The following is an 18,447-nucleotide window of genomic DNA, read 5'->3' as shown; positions in this document are numbered from 1 at the left end:
GTCTCGCGATGACGTCGGCGGCGGTCAGGCGGGCAGCCGGGGCACCAGCCCGGCCACGCCTCTGAGTTGCCGTCGGGATTCGATGCCCAGCTTGCGGAAGATGTTCCGCAGGTGGGCATCGATGGTGCGAGGGCTGACGAACAGTTCGGCGGCGGCCTCCTTGGTGGTCAGGCCGGTGGCCACGAGGCGGGCGACGTGCCGCTCCTGCGGAGTCAGGTGGTCGACTGTCGGCGCAGCGACGGCGTGGGGCTGTTCGCCGACGGCCTTGAGCGCCTTCTTGGCTCGGGCGGCGAAGCCGTGGGCGCCCATGGAGGTCAGTAGGGCGTGGGCGGTGTGCAGGTGGGTGCCGGCCTCGGTGCGGCGGTCGACGCGACGGCTCAGCCATTCGCCGTAGAGCAGGTGGGTGCGGGCGCACTGGGCGCGCGCCGCACTGCGTGAGAGGTGGGCGAGCGCCTCACGGAACATGGCGTCGGCCTCCGCCCCGTCCGCGAGGAGAGCCCGGCATCGCAGTTCCAGGCCCCGGGCCCAGTCGGTGTCGTTGGCTACCGTGCGCTCACGGAGTTCCTCGATGACGGACTGTGCCCGTTCCGGTTGGCCGGTCGCGGCGGCCGCCTCGACGAGTTCGGGGGTGATCCACGTGTGGAAGCCCATCTCGTCGTGAGCGGCCGCCAATTCGGCAGAGCGGAGCGCCTCGCCGTGGTGGCCGATGCTGTTGAGGTACACCGCCCGCGCGTAGTGGCCGACCGTCACCAGTCGGCCCTCGCGTGCTGTCTCGGCTTCCATGAGCCGCAGGTCGAGCCGGGTACTCAGGTGCTCCTCCGTACCGCGCCAGGCTGCCAGGGTGAGGTCCGACGCGGACAACGGCGGGCTGTCGATGGTCTCGGCGATGAGGGCGGCCTCGTCGGCACATGCGGAGGCTTGATCGAACGCGCCCGCGTGCAGGTGAACCAGCGTCTGGTACCTCAGCCCGACGTGGAGCGCGGTGAGGGCACCGGCCCGACGGGCCAGTTGCACGTGACGGTCGATGAGAGCCGCCCAGGCCTCTTCGTCGCACAGGTCCATGGCCGCGCTACCGACGATCCACAACCAGCCCACGTTGTGCTGGTGTTCGGAGTCTCGGCCGTAGTCCCGTACTGCTTGGCGCAGCAGCGGCGCGGCGGCGACGTGCCCGTCCAGCAGACGGGTGATCGTCCCGCGGAACAGCGTGTCGAGCGCTCCTTGCGGCACTGTCCCCGGGGGCAGCGCCGCGGCTGCGCGGGCGATGTCTTGCTTGCGTTCGGCGGGAGTGAATCGGCCGACGAAGATCATTCCGGCGAGTGCTTCGACCAGGGTGCGGGCTGCGGCCTCGCCGTCGAGGCGGGCCATGGTGTGGGCCGCGCGCAGCAGGAGCTGCGTTGACGGGTCATCCCGTCGGCTGTCGAAGGCGATCTGGGCGCGCAGGCTTTGGGCGCGGGCGGCCAGGAAGGGAGCACCGGCGGGGACGGTCAGGGAGCGCAGCAGGTCGAGTGCCACAGACGGCGAACCGGCGTCGTGTTTGGCTTGGGCGGCCTCAAGCATGCGCGCGGCCCGGCGGTCCGGGTCCGGCGTCAGAGTGGCGGCGAGGGTGAGGAAGGCGGCCGCGGCAGCGGCACCGCCTCGGGCCCGGGACCGGTTTGCGGCGGCGTGCAGGTCGGCGGCAATGGCCTCATCGGGTGCTAGGGCGGCCTGGCCGCGGTGCCAGGCCCGGCGGTCGGGGTCGACGGCGGCGGACGTCTCGTCGGCCAAGGCCTGGTGCACCCGTCTGCGTTCCCGCCCGGAGAGGGACGTGTAGGCGGCGGACCGCACCAGCGGGTGGCGGAAGCGCACCCGGGTGTCGATCGTGACCAGCCCGGTTTCCTGGGCCGCTTCCGCGGCCGAGGGGTTGATGCCCAGCCGGTGGATCACCCGCCACAGGAGGCTGCTGTCCCCTGTGGGTTCGGCGGCGGCGGCCAGGAGCAGCAACTGGGTATCGAGGGGCAGGACGTCCAACCGCTTGTGGTAGTCGTCCTGCAGCGTCATCGTCACGGAGCGCATCGGCGGTATGGCGAACCCGCCAGCCAGCCGCTCGGGGGTGGTGCTGTGTGAGAGGTCCAGCAGAGCCAGTGGGTTGCCGCGCGCCTCCACGACGATGCGGTCGCTCACCCGTGGGTCGAGCGGGCCCAGCACGCGGGAGGACAGGAGAGCCCGGGCAGTGGAGTCGTCCAAGCCGGCAACGGTGAGGGAGGGCAGGGGAGCCAGTACCGCTGCTCTGTCGGTCTCCCGGGCGGCGATCACCAAGGCGACGCGCTCGCTGCCGAGGCGGCGGGCGACGAAGCACAGGGTGTGCAGGGTCTCCTCGTCCAGCCACTGGGCGTCGTCCACGAGGCACAGAACGGGCTGTTCGGCGGCCGCCTCGGCGAGCAGACTCAGCACGGCCAAGGCCGCCCGAAAGCGGTGCGGGGTGCTCTCCTCGCTCAGGGCGAGTGCCGCCTCCAAGGCGGTGCGCTGCGCGCCGGGGAGCTGGGCGATGCCGTCGATCAGCGGACGGCAGAGCTGGTGCAGAGCCGCGAACGCCAGATCCGTCTCGAACTCGTAGCCCTCCACGCGCAGGACCGAGAACCCCTCCGCGTGCTCCAGTAGCTGGTGCAGCAGAGCCGACTTGCCGATACCCGGCTCTCCGCGCAGGACCAGGGCGCCGCCGTTGCCCTGCCGTGCCGCTCCGAGGAGACGCCTGAGGGCTGCGGTCTCCCTCCCTCTGCCGAGCAGTCTGGAAGGTGCTTCGGCCGCTGACGGCGTGATCATCGCTCCCCTTTCTTCAGGTACTGACCCGCGCACAGGCGTCGGTGCGCGGCCGACAACAGCGGCTACCGCCGTGATATGCGTGGGGATCGGTGGCACGTGCTGACCTCGTGGTGCACAGCTCATGACTCATCGTGGAGCCGGGTCGGCTGCTCTGGGCGGTGGGCCGTTGTGGGATGGTCCCCTCCCGGCCGTCGTCGACTCAAGCTGCCGGGCCGGCGGTCCGACTCTATCCGCGGCCCTCTTGTACGTGAGCGATGAAGCGGTGACCGGTCACCCTCTTCCCGATGGATCGAAAAGGCTTCTGACCTGCTGGAATAGCGCATCACAGCGCCTTTCGCCGAGAGGGACGCGCTCCTCTGTGGGCACTGTCGATTAGGTGTGTTTCACCGATGGCGGCACGCATGCGGTCCGGGAGCTTCTTCGAGCATGGTCCAAGGGCTCGCGAGCAGGTCAAGCGCTCGCGGCTTCATGGCCGACCGATCTCCTCACGGCGCGTGCCGCCGCCCTGGCCATAAACTGCCTGACCGGTTCGGCGCTGGTGGAAGCGGCCCGGATTGACTCCCGGAAGGGATGTTGGTGCGGGGCGGGTCGGCTGCTCGGGCCCGGTGAACCACCAGGTGCTCGGTCACCTGGACGACATCGCGGCCGCGGTGTGCCTCGGCGTCGAACACCCGGAGGTCGGCCAACTTGCGCGCCCCGGCGGACGCGTCTGGCGGCCTGGTCGTGACGACGGGGATGTCGGGGGCGTTCCCCCTGGCGTCAGCAGCCTCTCACTGACGCGCCCGCTGTCCAACCAGGTCCCCGGCGTTGCCGCGCAGGCGGAGGCACGAGACGCCTGGAGGCCCTGCCCTCACCAGCCCGGGGACCCCGGGAGGCAAGGTGCGGCACGTGGGCAAAGAGGCTGGAGGCGGAGGACTTCGACATCGGCAGTGACAGTTCGCAGAGGCGCGCGCCGGTGGGTTCTCCCCGCCGGCTTCACGGAGAGCGACCGCCTCGCCGGCCGGAGCAGGAGGAAGCGCGATACCGCGGGCATGCGATGATGTTGGTATCAAAGGGGGGCTGGAATCCGCCGTCGGGCGTGCAAGCAGTCGCCGCCGGACCGCGTGGCGGCCTTTCCACCGGACGGGCTCGCTCTGGCCTCGGACCGAGTCCATTTCGGATGCCGGGCGGAGGACTTGGCGGGGAATCGCGGGAATGCGGAGAGGTGGGACGCGGTGCGGATCAGCCGTGACCCGGGGAAAGCAACGGAGCTCATCGGCAGACGGCAGGAGCGCGAGGAACTCGCCCTGCTGCTCAGCGCCGCCGGAAAGGGCCGGGGCGGCGCGCTGGTGCTGAGCGGGGAAGCCGGCATTGGCAAGACCGCGCTGCTCGACTCGGTCCACACACTGAGCGGGCTGCGCGTCCTGCGGGTCGCCGGAGTCGAGTTCGAGACGGACCTCGCCTTCTCCGCACTTCATCAGCTGTGCGCACCGGTGATGAATCGGCTCAGCAAGCTGCCGATGCCCCAGCGGCACGCTCTGGAAGCGGCCTTCGGGCTCGGCACCCGCAACGTCCCCGACCGCTTCCTGGTGGGCCTGGCAGTCCTAGGTCTTTTGTCCCGGGCCGCTGCGGAGCGACCACTGGTGTGCGTCGTGGACGACGCGCAGTGGCTCGACCAGGCATCGGCCCAGGCCTTGTCCTTCGCCGCGCGGCGTGCGCAGACAGAGCCGGTGCTCTTCCTGTTCGCGGTGCGGGAGATCAGCGGCTGCCAGGACCTGGCGGGGCTGCCCGGCATGGCCGTGGGCGGCCTTCCGGACGACGAGGCCCGCGCCCTGCTCGCCGCGCGGGTCCGGGCCCCTCTCGACTCCCCGGTGCGCGACCGCATCGTGGTCGAGGCACGGGGTAATCCCCTGGCGCTGCTGGAACTACCGCGGACCATCGACCTGGCGGGCGGCTTCGCCCTCCCGGAGCAGAACGCCCCTCGGATGCCCAACAGCGGGACGAACGACACCAGGGGAACAAGCGGCACCGACCCGACCACCGCGTCGGACAAGGTGGTGGCAAGCTTTCGGGCACGCGTAACCGCGCTGCCGCCCGACACCCGGCGGCTGCTGCTGATCGCCGCCGCCGAGCCGACAGGTGACCCGGTGGTGCTCTGGCGCGCGGCGCATCTGTTGGACATCGACGCAGCGGCCGCCACGCCGGCGCTGGACGCGGAACTGCTGTCGATCGGGTTGTGGGTGCGCTTCCGTCATCCCCTGGTGCGCTCCACCGTGTACGGGGACGCGTCGCCGGCCGAGCGCCGGTCGGTGCACCGCGCGTTGGCCGACGTGATGAACGAGGCTGACGAGCCCGACCGGCGGGCCTGGCACCGTGCCCAGGCGGCCGCGGGCCCGGACGAGGAAGTGGCCGGGGCTCTGGAGCGCTCCGCCGACCGGGCACAGTCGCGCGGGGGTGCGGCAGCGGCCGCGGCGTTTTTGGAAGCGGCGACGAAGCTGACACCCGACGCGGGACACCGTGCCGAGCGCGCACTCGCGGCGGCCTCCGCGAAGCGCGACGTCGGCGCCTCGGATGCAGCACTGGAACTGCTCGCGGTGGCCGATGCGCAACCATTGGGTGATCTCTCGCGTGCGCGTGCCCAGACCCTGCGCGCGCGAATCGCCTTCGATCGGCACCGCAACGACGCCTCGGTCGCCGAGCTGCAGCGTGCGGCGCAGTCGACGGCGCCCCTCGATACGTCCGCAGCCCGGGAGATCTTCCTGGAGACACTCGCCGCGGCAGTCTTCGTCGGCCGGTTCGCGGAGGGTCCGCGCCTGCGTGAAGCGGCACAGGCCGCCCTCGCGATGCCGCCCGCGCCCTCGCCGGCCCGGCCGCTCGACCTGCTGCTGGATGGTCTCGCCACCCAGGTGCGTGATGGGTTCGAGGCGGCTGCCCCGCTGCTCCGGGGTGTGGTCGACCATTACCTGCGGCGTCCGGGCGACAGCGCCCACTCCCCCGGCGAACTGTGGATGGCGTGTAGCGCGGCCATGGATCTGTGGGACGACATGGCCTGGCGCATGCTGGCCGACGAGCAGATCCGTTCCTCCCGTGAAGCGGGCGCCCTGGCGGCCCTACCCATGACGTTGAGCTACCGGGCCCTTGCCCACATCCACGCCGGGGAGTTCAGCGACGCGGCAGCGCTCGTGGCGGAGTCCTATGCGATCGCTGCGGAGGTCGGCGCCCCGGGCCTGGTCTACGTGGACGTCTCTCTTGCCGCCTGGCGTGGTGACGAGGCTCGTACCGATGAACTGAGCAGTGCGGCCATGTCGGATGCCGCACAGCGGGGCGAGGGGCGGCTGGCCACCGCCGTCGAATACGCGCGGGCGGTACTGTGCAACGGCCTCGGCCGGTACGAGGCCGGGCTGACGGCGTGCCGATCTGTCTGCGAACTGGACGAGATGGGCTTCCACGCCTGGGTGCCGGCAGAGTTCGTGGAGGCGGCAGTGCACTGCGGCCGCCGTGAGGAGGCGGAGCGCATGCTCGAGCGGCTGACCGAGCGGACCCGGTCGAGCCCCACCGACTGGGGTGTGGGCATGAGGCTGCGGTCCCAGGCCCTGCTGAGTCACGGGGCGGAGGCTGACCAGCTGTTCGGCGAAGCGGTCGCCCGGCTCGACCGCAGCGAGGGGCGTGTGCACGCCGCGCGCGCCCGGCTGCTCCATGGTGAGTGGCTGCGGCGCGAGGGACGCAGCCATGAGGCGCAGGCCCAGCTGCGGACGGCTCACGAGACGCTACGGTCGTTCGGCGCGGAGGCATTCGCTGAACGCGCCGCGCGGGAACTGCGCGCGACGGGCGAACAGCCTGTCCGCCACCCGACCGCGTCGGCGGCCGGTCTGCTCACCGCGCAGGAGGTTGTCATCGCACGGCTGGTCGCCACGGGCGCCACCTCCCGCGAGGTGGGCGAACGAATGTTCCTGAGCCCTCGTACGGTCGAGGCGCATCTGCGGAACGTCTATCGAAAGCTCGGTATCCGCTCGCGCAAGCAGTTGCGGGACCTTCCAGCACTCGGCGAGCCTGGTGCCCTGCCTGGCCCCGACACGATGAGCCGCCTGTGACGGCGTCACCGCCCGCCTTCGCAGCGGGGGTGGCGAGCGACGGCCGCATGCGTGCGCTGGAGCCGGCCATGCTGGAACTACGCGGTGATCCGCACGGTCCGCGGGCCAGACAGTCGCGAGTTTCGTCCCGCCGGGGAGGCTTCGCCGCCCTGGACACGTGGCTCGTGCCGTAGGGGTCACCCGCCTGGAACTGGATGGGGCCGACGCCCAGGGGTGGCGGTGTCGTCGGGCCAGCCCTCGATCGAGGCGAGCGCATCGGCGGGCCGGTTCGTGCACTGTACGGAGCCGTACGTCAGCGCCGGCCTTCTCCGCCGTCACGGCCGCGGCCTTGGCCGACTCGAAGTCGTTGCCGGGGGCCGCATAGGAGATGACGGCCACGTTCATCAGAGATTCCATGACCTCCCTCGATCGGAAACGGTGTACAGCGACCGGCGTACCGGCGCGTCGCAGAAGAGGGGAGCCGATCTCACCGGTCCCGGGACGACGCTCTCGCATCCGACGGGTCGGCGGCCTCGGCGGACGCGATCTCGGCGCTGTCGAGGGCTTGTCAGCGGTCGCCGACCGCTTGTCGGCGTCCGAGGCGGCACCGCCTACGGCAGCAGAGTGGCGAGGAAGTCGTCGAGGCTCTGCCGGACGATTTCCCGGCCGTCCGGGACCATCAGGTCACATTGGTGCAGGAAGGCACGCACATCCGCGCTGTGCAGGGCCAAGGCCACATAGCCGCTTCGGTTGGACAGCTCGATCAGTACCTGCTCGGGGGCGACGGAACAGACCTGCACGTCGCTCAACCCGGCTGCGGAACGCAGGCCTTCGGCGAGGAGATCCCGCGCGAGGACCCAGCGTCTGTCGTTCCCGCTGCCCGGCAGGCACAGGACGAAGGTGACGACCAGAGGGTCGTGCCGGGAGTATTCGAGGATCGATTCGACGGCGATGGGGTCCTGCGCCGTCAGGATGACGGTGCGCACTTTCCGCCTCATGGCGCCAATGCCCTCCGCGGACAACGCCCGTTCCGCTTGCGCAGTCGTCGGTGTCTCGCCTGCCTGGCTGCTCATAACGTTCCTTTCGATGACGACTGCTAACGCACATCACTCTGGCGCAGGGGCACAGCTCCTCGTCTCGGCGGCCGGGGCCTATCGTGATGCCTAGAACCTGTACGCGAAGCCCGCCCGCTGCGAAGGGCGCGCTCCCCTGTACGGCAGATGCGGCCGGGGTCCAGGCGAATCGTCCGAGTCCGGTACGCGAAGGCAGGTGTGTCACCGGCCCAGCCCGCGGGGGCACGAGGGCCGGTGGCCTGCGTTGAGCGTGTGCCTTCACGGTCGGTCCGCTCCAGGTCCGGCCGATGGCGTGACCTGCCGGTGCGCCTGTCCAGGGGCCTGTTCGCCGGCCCAGCCGCATGCTGGTGTGCGCGCACGATGGTGGAGTGGGCCGGGACAGCCCTGTTGAGGTCGTCGTCGGTGTCTGCTGTCCGACCAGTGCAGCGGAGAACACCCGCTTGCGGGTTCATCGACGGCTCGTCCGCACTTCTCGGGGGAAGCGGATCCCCTGCGGTCCCGCCGCGGTGCCGCTGTCAGGCACCTCGACAACCTCGGCCGGTGGAAGGGATCCGGACCGACCGACCTAGGCCGTGTCTTTCGGATCTTGCCGGGCTCGCGACGCCTGGCACGCACGCTCTCCCCCGTAGCCCTTCGGGCACGGGAGGTGCCCCCAGTCGTCGTCGGTCGCCGATGCTCCGCATGGACTCCCTCCTCCGCCTTGCGATCGCACGCACCAGACGCCGCTCCCTGATCCGGCCTGATCCGAAAGACACGGCCTAGTCCCATGGACCCGGGCGAGGGCCGTCCGCGGACGGATACGGACTGTCACACCCCACCGGTACGGTGAGGTCATGAGTCACCGACCCGGCTCCGGCCTCGCCGCCGTGAGCACCGCGTTGCTGGCGATGAGCCGCCACCTGGAGGTGCGCGACGTCCTCAAGACGATCGTCGCCTCCGCCCGTGAGCTCCTCGACGCCGAGTACGCGGCCCTGGGCGTGCCGGACGACCACGGCGGCTTCGCCCAGTTCGTGGTCGACGGAGTCAGCGAAGAGCAGTGGCGCGCCATCGGCCCGCTGCCCCGCCAGCACGGCATCCTCGCCGCCATGCTCCACAAGGCCGAGCCCGAGCGGCTCGCCGACGTGCGCGAGGACCCCCGCTTCGAGGGCTGGCCGGCCGCCCACCCGGAGATGTCCGACTTCCTCGGCCTGCCCATCCAGGACGGCGACGAGACGATCGGCGCGCTCTTCCTCGCCAACAAACGCTGCCCCCGGCCGGCCGGAGGGTGTGGCTTCACCGCGGAGGACGAGGAGCTGCTCGGGATCCTCGCCCAGCACGCCGCCATCGCCCTGACCAACGCCCGGCTGTACGAACGCAGCCGCGAGCTCACCATCGCCGAGGAGCGCTCGCGCCTCGCCCACGAGCTGCACGACGCCGTCAGCCAGAAGCTCTTCTCGCTCCGGCTCACCGCCCAGGCCGCCGCGGCCCTCGTCGACCGGGACCCGGCCCGGGCCAAGGGCGAGCTCCAGCAGGTCGCCTCGCTCGCCGCGGAGGCCGCCGACGAGCTGCGCGCCGCCGTCGTCGAGCTGCGCCCCGCCGCCCTCGACGAGGACGGCCTCGTCCACACCCTGCGCACCCAGATCCAGGTCCTCGACCGGGCCCACGGCGCCAAGGTCACCTTCGACAGCTCCGGCGTGCGCGCGCTGCCCGCCGCCCAGGAGGAGGCCATGCTCCGGGTCGCCCAGGAGGCGCTGCACAACGCCCTGCGGCACGCCGAGCCGGAGCTCGTCACCGTCTCCCTGGTGCGGCACGGGCAGGGCGCGCTGCTCACCGTCACCGACGACGGCAAGGGCTTCGACCCCCGTACGGTCCGCAGGGCCGGACGCCACCTCGGTCTCGTCTCCATGCGCGACCGGGCCGGCGGCGTCGGCGGCCGGCTCACCGTGACATCGGAGCCCGGCCGGGGCACCACGATCGAGATGGAGGTCCCTGGTGGCTGACAGCGTGATCCGCGTTCTGCTGGTCGACGACCACCAGGTGGTCCGCCGCGGCCTGCGGACCTTTCTGGAGGTCCAGGACGACATAGAGGTCGTCGGAGAGGCGTCCGACGGCGGCGAAGGCGTCGCCCGGGCCGAGGAGCTGCGCCCCGACGTCGTCCTGATGGACGTCAAGATGCCCGGCATGGACGGCATCGAGGCGCTGCGGAAGCTCCGTGAGCTGGCCAACCCGGCGAAGGTCCTGATCGTCACGAGCTTCACCGAACAGCGCACGGTCGTCCCGGCGCTCCGGGCCGGCGCCTCGGGGTACGTCTACAAGGACGTGGACCCCGACGCCCTGGCCGGCGCCATCCGCTCCGTCCACGCGGGCCATGTGCTGCTCCAGCCGGAGGTGGCCGAGGCGCTCCTCTCCCAGGACGACGGGCAGGGCGGCACGGGACGCGGCACCACCCTCACCGAGCGGGAGCGCGAGGTGCTGGGACTGATCGCGGACGGACGGTCCAACCGCGAGATCGCCCGCGCGCTCGTCCTGTCGGAGAAGACGGTCAAGACGCACGTCTCGAACATCCTGATGAAGCTCGATCTCGCGGACCGGACGCAGGCGGCGCTCTGGGCGGTGCGGAACGGCCTGACCTCGTAGAACGCGGGGCGGGGGGTGCCGGGCGGAAGCGGCACCTCCATTCCCTTTTTCATACCGTCGGGTGCATGTCCCCCATTCGGCGCAACCTCGCGGGGGCGGGGGCGTTCTCCATGGCGTGCTGCGGCGGCCGGCCGCAGCGAATACCAGGAGGATCCTGAAAGTGAATTACCTGAAGAAGGCCGCTGCCCTCACCATGGTCGCCGGTGGCATCGTCGCCGCGGGCGCGGGTGTCGCCTCCGCCCACGGCGGCGCGCACGCCCACGGGCAGGCCCTCAACTCGCCGGGCATCGGCTCCGGCAACCTGGTGCAGGCCCCGGTCCACGTCCCCGTGAACGTCTCCGGCAACACGGTCAACGTCATCGGCCTGCTCAACCCGGCCTTCGGCAACGAAGCCGTCAACAGCTGACGCCACCCCTGACCGGCCCGGCCCCAGGACGATCCCCCGGGGGCCGGGCTTCGTCGTCCCCCGGGGGCCGCGGCCGGGGCCTCCGGGAGCCACAGCAGGCCCCAGAGCCCCTGGCCGGCATCAGTGCTCCCGTTCCCGCTCCTCCACATACGCGTTGTACGCCGCGACCTGGGCCCGTCTCGCCACCCTCTCCACCGGACGCAACGCCAGCTGCCGGGCCGACATCTCCGAGGCGCTGACCGCACCCCCATGGCCGTGGTCGTACGCCAGGTCGATCAGCAGCCCCACCCGCTGGGCCAGCTCCAGCACCCGTACCGCACGCGGCGGATAACCGGGGGCCAGGACCTCCCGGCCCGCCTCCGCGCGCGCCCGGTACGCGTCGCGGGCCGCGTCCGCCACCGGCCCCGAACCCGCCACGTCCAGCTTCGTCAGGACCACCGTCGCCTCCCGCAGCGCCTCCGCCAGCTCCCGCTCGGCCTCGCCGAGCGAGGGCACGTCCGCGGGCGGCGCCTCCCGCACCGCCAGACAGCGCCAGATCACCTCCACATGCGTGTCACCCGCCGGACCCGCCTCCGTGACCTCCGGCACCAGACCGTACGGCGCACCGAAACCGACCACGGCCTCCTCCGCCTCCAGCGCCCGCGCGTTGAAGTCCGGCGGCCCGCTCAACCCCAGCGGATGCCCCGGCGCGGGCAACGCCACCCGCCACCCGGTCACCCCGAGCCGCCGCAGCCGTCCGAGCGCCAGGGTCAGCCCGACCAGCCCCGCCTCGCCCGGCAGACCCTCCACGCGGTGCACCGCGTCGTCCCCGACAATGGCCAGCGCCGCGTCGTCCGGCGATACCGATCCGGCCAACAGGGCATTGCCCCAAGCGGCCAGGCGTCCTGAGCGTGGTTCCGAAAGCATGCCCCCAGCCTAGGGACTCCCTGTGCCGGAACAGGGCAGTACCGGACGCAAGGGCCAACCTGAGGACCGGCCGGCCCGGCGAGTGGCGTAGGTTTTCCCTGGACGCCGCGCCCACAGGCGCAAGGCGACGACCCGACTCGACCGCAAGGGGAGACAACGCGCTCATGAGCGATGTACTGGAGCTGGTGGACGTATCCGTGGTCCGCGACGGACGGGCTCTGGTGGACGATGTCTCGTGGTCGGTCAAGGAGGGTGAGCGCTGGATCATCCTCGGCCCCAACGGCGCCGGCAAGACCACCCTCCTCAACATCGCCTCCAGCTACCTCTTCCCGAGCACCGGCACCGCCAAGGTCCTCGGCGAGCGGCTCGGCGGCGTGGGCACCGACGTCTTCGACCTCCGCCCCCGCATCGGCATGGCCGGCATCGCCATGGCGGAGAAGCTCCCCAAGCGCCAGACCGTCCTGCAGACCGTCCTCACCGCCGCGTACGGCATGACCGCCACCTGGCACGAGAACTACGACGCCGTCGACGAGGAGCGTGCCCGCGCCTTCCTCGACCGCCTCGGCATGACCGAGTACCTCGACCGCAACTTCGGCACCCTCTCCGAGGGCGAGCGCAAGCGCACCCTGATCGCCCGCGCGATGATGACCGACCCCGAGCTGCTCCTCCTCGACGAGCCCGCCGCCGGACTCGACCTCGGCGGCCGCGAGGACCTGGTCCGCCGCCTCGGCCGCCTCGCCCGTGACCCGTACGCCCCCTCCATGATCATGGTCACCCACCATGTCGAGGAGATCGCCCCCGGCTTCACCCATGTCCTGATGATCCGTCAGGGCAAGGTCCTCGCCGCCGGCCCCATGGAGACCGAGCTCACCTCCCGCAACCTCTCGCTCTGCTTCGGCCTGCCGCTCGTCGTCGAGCACGTCGGCGACCGATACACGGCCCAGGGCCTTCCGCTCAAGTAGCCGCAGGCGTACGGAAACACCGGAACCACGGGCGTCGCGTCCCCGCACAGAGCCGCGCCCTGTCCCCGGAGTTCCCACCGCCCTACCATGACCATGTGGACATCGACGCATGGGTGTGGTGGCTGATCGGCGCGGTGGGACTCGGCATTCCGCTGGTCCTGACCGCGATGCCCGAATTCGGCATGTTCTCCGTCGGCGCTGTCGCCGGAGCCGTGACCGCCGGTCTCGGCTTCGGCATCGTCGCCCAAGTGGTGGTCTTCGTCGTCGTCTCGGTGGCGCTCCTCGCCGTGGTCCGCCCCATCGCGGCCCGGCATCGCGACGGGCCACCCCGGCACGCCAGCGGCATCGACGCGCTGAAAGGCCGTCAAGCGGTCGTCCTGGAACGGGTCGACGGCAGCGGCGGCCGCATCAAGCTCGCCGGCGAGATCTGGTCCGCCCGCGCGCTCGACGCCGAGCAGAGCTTCGAACCGGGGCAACAGGTCGACGTCGTCGACATCGACGGGGCGACCGCCGTGGTCATGTGACCGAACCCCGCACACGACGGTCCGCCGTCTGGGAAACTCGATCATCGAAACCAACCCGGCAGTGAACCGGTAGCGAAGGGCACGGGGAACACGATGTCAGCAGTCATCATCGTCCTGATCATTCTGGTGGTGCTTGTCTTCATCGCCCTGATCAAGACGATCCAGGTCATCCCGCAGGCGAGCGCCGCGATCGTGGAACGGTTCGGCCGCTACACCCGCACACTCAACGCCGGCCTGAACATCGTCGTCCCGTTCATCGACTCCATCCGCAACCGCATCGACCTCCGCGAACAGGTCGTCCCCTTCCCGCCCCAGCCGGTGATCACCCAGGACAACCTGGTCGTCAACATCGACACCGTCATCTACTACCAGGTGACCGACGCCCGGGCCGCGACCTACGAAGTCGCCAGTTACATCCAGGCGATCGAGCAGCTCACCGTCACCACCCTGCGCAACATCATCGGCGGCATGGACCTGGAGCGGACCCTCACCTCCCGCGAGGAGATCAACGCCGCCCTCCGCGGCGTCCTCGACGAGGCCACGGGCAAGTGGGGCATCCGCGTCAACCGCGTCGAGCTCAAGGCGATCGAGCCCCCGACCTCCATCCAGGACTCGATGGAGAAGCAGATGCGCGCCGACCGCGACAAGCGCGCCGCGATCCTCACCGCCGAGGGCATCCGCCAGTCGCAGATCCTCACCGCCGAGGGCGAGAAGCAGTCCGCGATCCTCCGCGCCGAGGGTGAGGCCAAGGCCGCCGCCCTGCGCGCCGAGGGCGAGGCGCAGGCCGTCCGCACGGTCTTCGAGGCCATCCACGCCGGAGACCCGGACCAGAAGCTCCTCTCGTACCAGTACCTCCAGATGCTCCCGAAGATCGCCGAGGGCGACGCGAACAAGCTCTGGATCGTGCCCAGCGAGATCGGCGACGCGCTCAAGGGGCTCTCCGGCGCCTTCGGCAACCTCGGAAGCGGAGCGCCCGGCTTCAACACCGGCGGCGGCAAGGGTACGGAGCGCCGCGAGGAGCCCCCAGTTGACTGACACGTACACGTAATCGTGCATGATCGGTGCGAGCCCCTCGACCCTGACGGCCTCAGGGCGGGGAGGCGACTCACTGACCATGTAAGGAGATGGCGTTGTCCATCTGGGAAGTACTGGCGGTCTTCGCCGCCGGCGTGGGAGCCGGCACCATCAACACCATCGTCGGATCGGGAACGCTGATCACGTTCCCCGTCCTGCTCCTCACCGGCCTGCCCCCGGTCACGGCCACCGTCTCCAACGCCCTCGGCCTCATCCCGGGATCCATCAGCGGCGCCATCGGCTACCGCGCGGAGCTCAAGGGCCAGCGCCGCCGCATCCTCCGCCTCGGCGTCGTCGCCGCCATCGGCGGCCTCGCCGGCGCCGTCCTCCTGCTGATGCTGCCACCGCGGGCGTTCGAGACGATCGTTCCCGTCCTGGTCGCCCTCGCGCTGGTCCTCGTCATCCTCCAACCCCGCCTGTCCAAGGCGGTCCAGGCCCGCCGCGAGCGCGACGGCACCCCCGGTGACCCCGACGGCGGACCGCTCCTGCTCACCGGACTCCTCCTCGCCAGTGTCTACGGCGGCTACTTCACCGCGGCCCAGGGAATCATCTACCTCTCCCTCATGGGCATGCTCCTCGCGGACACCCTCCAGCGCCTCAACGCCGTCAAGAACGTCCTCGCCGCGATCGTCAACAGCATCGCCGCGCTCTTCTTCCTCTTCGTCGCCGAATTCGACTGGACCGCCGTCCTCCTCATCGCCGTCGGCTCGGCCATCGGCGGCCAGATAGGAGCCAAGGTCGGCCGCCGCCTGCCCCCACCGGTCCTGCGCGGTTTCATCGTCGTCGTCGGCACCGTCGCCATCGTCCAGCTCCTCCTGCGCTGAACGACGGCGGGCCCGCCCCCAAGAAGGGGCGGGCCCGCACCCGTACGAAGATCAGGGTCAAGCGGCCGTGCTCGCCAGCCACTCCGGCAGCTCGGACCGCTCGCCGGCCCGCATCGCCAGCAGCATCGCGTCCGCCGGAGTCGGCACGAACGGCTCGTGCAGCAGGGGCATGCCCGCCTGCTCCGGCGTCCGGTCCGCCTTACGGTGATTGTCCTCCGCGCAGGACGCCACCGTGTTCAGCCAGCTGTCCGCACCACCCTGCGCCCGCGGCACCACATGGTCCACCGTCGTCGCGCGTCTCCCGCAGTACGCGCACCGGTGCTGGTCCCGCACCAGCACACCCCGCCTCGACCACGGAGCCTGTCTTCGGAACGGCACCCGGACATAGCGGCAGAGCCTGATCACCCGGGGCACCGGTATGTCGACGGCGGCGGCACGCATACGCAGCTCGGGATGCTCCTGCTCGACGACGGCCTTGTCCTGCAGGACAAGCACCACCGCACGGTTGAGTGTGACCGTCGAAAGCGGCTCGAAGCTCGCGTTCAGTACCAGCGTGTCCCGCATTGTGCCCACCTCCCGTGTGCCGCCCAGCCCCGTCGCAGGGCTCCGGACTCGGATCAACTCTGGCCGGGCGCGCCGGGTTGGACAACGCAATATCCGTGCGGAACGAAAGATGCCCGCTTCTGATCTCTCCAAGACCAGAAGCGGGCAAACAACAAACGAACGCTCAGCTGTGGGTGGGACCCGTGTACTCGGCGACCAGCTGGGCGCGCCCCAGCGTGTGGAACCGCAGGTTGAAGCCGACGACCGCCGGCGACGCGTCCGCGTCCGGTCCGAGCTTCTCCTTGTCCACCGCGTACACGGTGAAGACGTAACGGTGGTTCTCTCCCGCCGGGGGAGCGGCGCCACCGAAGTCCTTCGAGCCGTAGTCGTTGCGCACCTGCACGGCACCCGCCGGCAGACCCTCGAACGACCCCGTGCCCGCACCCGCCGGCAGCTCGGTCACCGACGCCGGGATGTCGAACACCACCCAGTGCCAGAACCCACTGCCCGTCGGCGCGTCCGGGTCGAAGCAGGTGACGGCGAAGCTCTTCGTCTCCGCCGGGAAGCCCTCCCAACTCAGCTGCGGCGAGGTGTTCCCCTCCGCGTACACCTGAGCGTCCTTCAGCACACCGCCCGGCACGATGTCGTCGCTCACCACGGTGAACGCCGGCACCTGCGGATGGAAGTCATGAGGGAGCGGCGCCCTCTTGCCCTCGGCCACCTTCGAACCTCCGTATCGCCTGACCTGGCTCACAGCCTTACGCGCCCGAGCCTAGAGCCAGTTGCGCTTACCGCCGACATCGGCGAGCCACTGGTTGAGGTAAGCCGCCCAGTCCGTCGTGTGGAAGTCGGCAAGACCCACCTTGAACGAACGGAACGAGTCACTGCTCTCGCTGAACAGCCCCGGCTTCTTGTCCATCTCCAGGACGACGTCCATCTCACGGTCGTCCGCGACGAAGCTGACCTCGACCTGGTTGAGACCTCGGTACTGCTGCGGCGGGAAGAACTCGATCTCCTGGTAGAACGGCAGCTTCTGCCGGGTCCCCCGGATGTGCCCCCGCTCCATGTCCGCGCTCTTGAAGCGGAAGCCCAGCTGCAGGAAGGCGTCCAGGATCGCCTGCTGCGCCGGCAGCGGGTGGACGTTGATCGGGTCCAGATCACCGGAGTCCACCGCGCGGGCGATCTCCAGCTCGGTGGTCACGCCGATGTTCATACCGCGCAACTGCTGCCCGGCGATGGCCGTGACCGGCGTCTCCCAGGGAATCTCCAACCCGAACGGGACCACGTGGACCGCGCCCGCCTTCACCTCGAAGGCACCGCCGAGCCGCACCTTGGTGAACTCGATGTCCTGCTTGGTCTCCTGGTCACCGCCTTCGACCTCGACCCGCGCCTGCAGCCCCACGGACAGACCCTCGATCTGCTGGTCGACCGAGCCGCCCTGGATCCGCACCTCACCCTGGACGACCCCGCCCGGTACGACGTTCTCCTCGGTGAGCACCGTCTCCACGGACGCCCCACCGGCACCCAGGCTCGCGAGCAGCTTCTTGAACCCCATGAACACTCCCTATCGGTCCTGCTTGGTCCTGACCCCTACTTACGCGCGACGACCGTAGCCGGTTCCCCACGGCTTTCCCGTGCTCCCCAGTACCCTCGGACGCCATGAGCGAGAGCCCCGACCGTACGCCGCTCCCGCGGGACTTCTTCGACCGCCCCGTTCTGGAGGTGGCCCCCGACCTTCTGGGACGGACTCTGGTCCGCACATCGGACGCCGGCCGCATCGAACTCCGTCTCACGGAGGTGGAGGCGTACGCCGGTGCCATCGACCCCGGCTCCCACGCCTTCCGCGGCCGCACCGCCCGCAACGCGGTCATGTTCGGCCCGCCCGGACACGCGTACGTCTACTTCACCTACGGCATGTGGCACTGCCTGAACGTGGTGTGCGGCCCTGAGGGCCACGCGAGCGGAGTGCTGCTGCGAGCGGGCGAGATCATGGTGGGCGCGGAACAGGCCCGCAAGCGCCGACTCTCGGCCCGGTACGACAAGGAACTGGCCAAAGGCCCGGCCCGCCTGGCCACCGCCCTCGACGTGGCTCTCTCCCTCAACGGCACGGACACCTGCGCCGGCCCCGACTCCCCGCTGGCCCTTCTCACCGGCACCCCACCCCCGGCTGACCAGGTGCGGAACGGCCCCCGGACGGGAGTGGGCGGGGAGGGCGCCCCGCACCCCTGGCGCTTCTGGATCGACAACGACCCGACGGTCAGCCCGTACCGCGCTCATGTGCCCCGTAAGAGGAGGTCTTGACGAGACTTGACCCAGGTGCTGGGGACGCCTAATGTAGTCCGAGCCGCAGGAACGGGCAGTGCTTCTCGAGCACCCCGGAGCGGCCATCCACTACATACAACGAACCCCCACCGGGGCGGATTCTCGGCGTGCCGGAATCCCATCCGAATGGCTCGATTATGAGTCGCCGGGGAATTCGGCTAAAGTAGTGACCACGCCGAAAGGCAAAGGCCCCAATCGGCCGCCGGAAACAAAATTCGAACCGGAAACGGAACGGAAAACGGATCTGGTAAGGTTGGAAACACGAAAGACCGAAGGGAAAAGCCCGGAGGAAAGCCCGAGAGGGTGAGTACGAAGGAAGCGTCCGTTCCTTGAGAACTCAACAGCGTGC

The 18,447-nt window shown here is 70.5% G+C and carries 15 protein-coding genes; 9 read left to right on the top strand and 6 right to left on the bottom strand.

The genetic code is table 11. The features are described 5' to 3' along the window. Window positions 1-24: 24 nt before the first annotated feature. A complete protein-coding gene (locus ABZY12_RS24335) occupies window positions 25-2,799 on the bottom strand; it encodes an AAA family ATPase (RefSeq protein ID WP_356893720.1) in 2,775 nt (924 codons plus the stop codon). Between the two features lie 1,214 nt (window positions 2,800-4,013). Between ABZY12_RS24335 and ABZY12_RS24330 the strand changes: the two genes are divergently transcribed. Next, window positions 4,014-6,869: an AAA family ATPase gene (locus tag ABZY12_RS24330; protein ID WP_356893718.1), complete on the top strand. Its 2,856-nt coding sequence runs from the start codon at window positions 4,014-4,016 to the stop codon at window positions 6,867-6,869. Between the two features lie 590 nt (window positions 6,870-7,459). On the opposite strand, the gene ABZY12_RS24325 is transcribed toward ABZY12_RS24330, so the two are convergent. Beyond that, window positions 7,460-7,921, bottom strand: coding sequence for an SsgA family sporulation/cell division regulator (locus tag ABZY12_RS24325; RefSeq protein WP_356893716.1), 462 nt, complete (start codon window positions 7,919-7,921; stop codon window positions 7,460-7,462). Window positions 7,922-8,754: 833 nt separating this feature from the next. On the opposite strand from ABZY12_RS24325, the gene ABZY12_RS24320 reads away from it, so the two are divergent. The 3 genes from ABZY12_RS24320 to ABZY12_RS24310 all read left to right on the top strand — a co-directional run bounded on the left by ABZY12_RS24320 (window position 8,755) and on the right by ABZY12_RS24310 (window position 10,943). After that, complete coding sequence (locus ABZY12_RS24320) at window positions 8,755-9,900, top strand: GAF domain-containing sensor histidine kinase (protein ID WP_356893714.1); 1,146 nt, start codon at window positions 8,755-8,757, stop codon at window positions 9,898-9,900. Further along, window positions 9,893-10,537, top strand: a complete 645-nt coding sequence (locus ABZY12_RS24315; RefSeq protein ID WP_356893712.1) for a response regulator transcription factor — start codon at window positions 9,893-9,895, stop codon at window positions 10,535-10,537. The genes ABZY12_RS24320 and ABZY12_RS24315 overlap by 8 nt, the downstream gene beginning before the upstream one ends. Window positions 10,538-10,697: 160 nt before the next feature. Further along, a complete protein-coding gene (locus ABZY12_RS24310; RefSeq protein ID WP_356893710.1) occupies window positions 10,698-10,943 on the top strand; it encodes a chaplin in 246 nt (81 codons plus the stop codon). 120 nt (window positions 10,944-11,063) lie between these two features. Here ABZY12_RS24310 and ABZY12_RS24305 read toward each other — a convergent pair whose 3' ends face one another. Next, window positions 11,064-11,849: a hypothetical protein gene (locus ABZY12_RS24305; protein ID WP_356893708.1), complete on the bottom strand. Its 786-nt coding sequence runs from the start codon at window positions 11,847-11,849 to the stop codon at window positions 11,064-11,066. A gap of 164 nt (window positions 11,850-12,013) precedes the next feature. Between ABZY12_RS24305 and ABZY12_RS24300 the strand changes: the two genes are divergently transcribed. From ABZY12_RS24300 to ABZY12_RS24285, 4 genes are all read left to right on the top strand, one after another. Further along, a complete protein-coding gene (locus tag ABZY12_RS24300) occupies window positions 12,014-12,811 on the top strand; it encodes an ABC transporter ATP-binding protein (protein ID WP_356893706.1) in 798 nt (265 codons plus the stop codon). 95 nt (window positions 12,812-12,906) lie between these two features. Then, window positions 12,907-13,335 carry an NfeD family protein gene (locus tag ABZY12_RS24295; protein ID WP_356893704.1) on the top strand — a complete coding sequence of 143 codons (429 nt, stop codon included), beginning with the start codon at window positions 12,907-12,909 and terminating at the stop codon, window positions 13,333-13,335. 93 nt (window positions 13,336-13,428) lie between these two features. Next, window positions 13,429-14,370, top strand: a complete 942-nt coding sequence (locus ABZY12_RS24290; protein ID WP_356893702.1) for an SPFH domain-containing protein — start codon at window positions 13,429-13,431, stop codon at window positions 14,368-14,370. Window positions 14,371-14,459: 89 nt separating this feature from the next. Continuing rightward, window positions 14,460-15,233 carry a sulfite exporter TauE/SafE family protein gene (locus tag ABZY12_RS24285; protein ID WP_356893700.1) on the top strand — a complete coding sequence of 258 codons (774 nt, stop codon included), beginning with the start codon at window positions 14,460-14,462 and terminating at the stop codon, window positions 15,231-15,233. A 57-nt stretch (window positions 15,234-15,290) separates the two neighbouring features. Here ABZY12_RS24285 and ABZY12_RS24280 read toward each other — a convergent pair whose 3' ends face one another. The 3 genes from ABZY12_RS24280 to ABZY12_RS24270 all read right to left on the bottom strand — a co-directional run bounded on the left by ABZY12_RS24280 (window position 15,291) and on the right by ABZY12_RS24270 (window position 17,331). Further along, window positions 15,291-15,797 carry an HNH endonuclease gene (locus ABZY12_RS24280; RefSeq protein ID WP_356893698.1) on the bottom strand — a complete coding sequence of 169 codons (507 nt, stop codon included), beginning with the start codon at window positions 15,795-15,797 and terminating at the stop codon, window positions 15,291-15,293. 163 nt (window positions 15,798-15,960) lie between these two features. Next, window positions 15,961-16,497, bottom strand: a complete 537-nt coding sequence (locus ABZY12_RS24275) for a YbhB/YbcL family Raf kinase inhibitor-like protein (RefSeq protein WP_356893696.1) — start codon at window positions 16,495-16,497, stop codon at window positions 15,961-15,963. A gap of 51 nt (window positions 16,498-16,548) precedes the next feature. Then, the gene (locus ABZY12_RS24270) at window positions 16,549-17,331 is read right to left on the bottom strand and encodes a sporulation protein (protein WP_356893694.1); all 783 of its coding nucleotides are present in this window, start codon (window positions 17,329-17,331) and stop codon (window positions 16,549-16,551) included. Window positions 17,332-17,435: 104 nt separating this feature from the next. On the opposite strand from ABZY12_RS24270, the gene ABZY12_RS24265 reads away from it, so the two are divergent. Next, window positions 17,436-18,077, top strand: a complete 642-nt coding sequence (locus ABZY12_RS24265; RefSeq protein ID WP_356893692.1) for a DNA-3-methyladenine glycosylase — start codon at window positions 17,436-17,438, stop codon at window positions 18,075-18,077. The last annotated feature ends 370 nt before the right edge of the window (window positions 18,078-18,447 follow it).

It is taken from the genome of Streptomyces sp. NPDC006551 (assembly GCF_040611675.1).
Lineage (GTDB): Bacteria > Actinomycetota > Actinomycetes > Streptomycetales > Streptomycetaceae > Streptomyces.
This window is presented reverse-complemented; position numbering and strand designations above follow the sequence as displayed.

Coding starts and splice junctions, on each gene's coding strand:
- ABZY12_RS24300 (WP_356893706.1), top strand. CDS start 12,014: ATGAGCGATGTACTGGAGCTGGTGGACGTATCCGTGGTCCGCGACGGA.
- ABZY12_RS24270 (WP_356893694.1), bottom strand. CDS start 17,331: ATGGGGTTCAAGAAGCTGCTCGCGAGCCTGGGTGCCGGTGGGGCGTCC.
- ABZY12_RS24305 (WP_356893708.1), bottom strand. CDS start 11,849: ATGCTTTCGGAACCACGCTCAGGACGCCTGGCCGCTTGGGGCAATGCC.
- ABZY12_RS24325 (WP_356893716.1), bottom strand. CDS start 7,921: ATGAGCAGCCAGGCAGGCGAGACACCGACGACTGCGCAAGCGGAACGG.
- ABZY12_RS24280 (WP_356893698.1), bottom strand. CDS start 15,797: ATGCGGGACACGCTGGTACTGAACGCGAGCTTCGAGCCGCTTTCGACG.
- ABZY12_RS24285 (WP_356893700.1), top strand. CDS start 14,460: ATGGCGTTGTCCATCTGGGAAGTACTGGCGGTCTTCGCCGCCGGCGTG.
- ABZY12_RS24290 (WP_356893702.1), top strand. CDS start 13,429: ATGTCAGCAGTCATCATCGTCCTGATCATTCTGGTGGTGCTTGTCTTC.
- ABZY12_RS24265 (WP_356893692.1), top strand. CDS start 17,436: ATGAGCGAGAGCCCCGACCGTACGCCGCTCCCGCGGGACTTCTTCGAC.
- ABZY12_RS24335 (WP_356893720.1), bottom strand. CDS start 2,799: ATGATCACGCCGTCAGCGGCCGAAGCACCTTCCAGACTGCTCGGCAGA.
- ABZY12_RS24320 (WP_356893714.1), top strand. CDS start 8,755: ATGAGTCACCGACCCGGCTCCGGCCTCGCCGCCGTGAGCACCGCGTTG.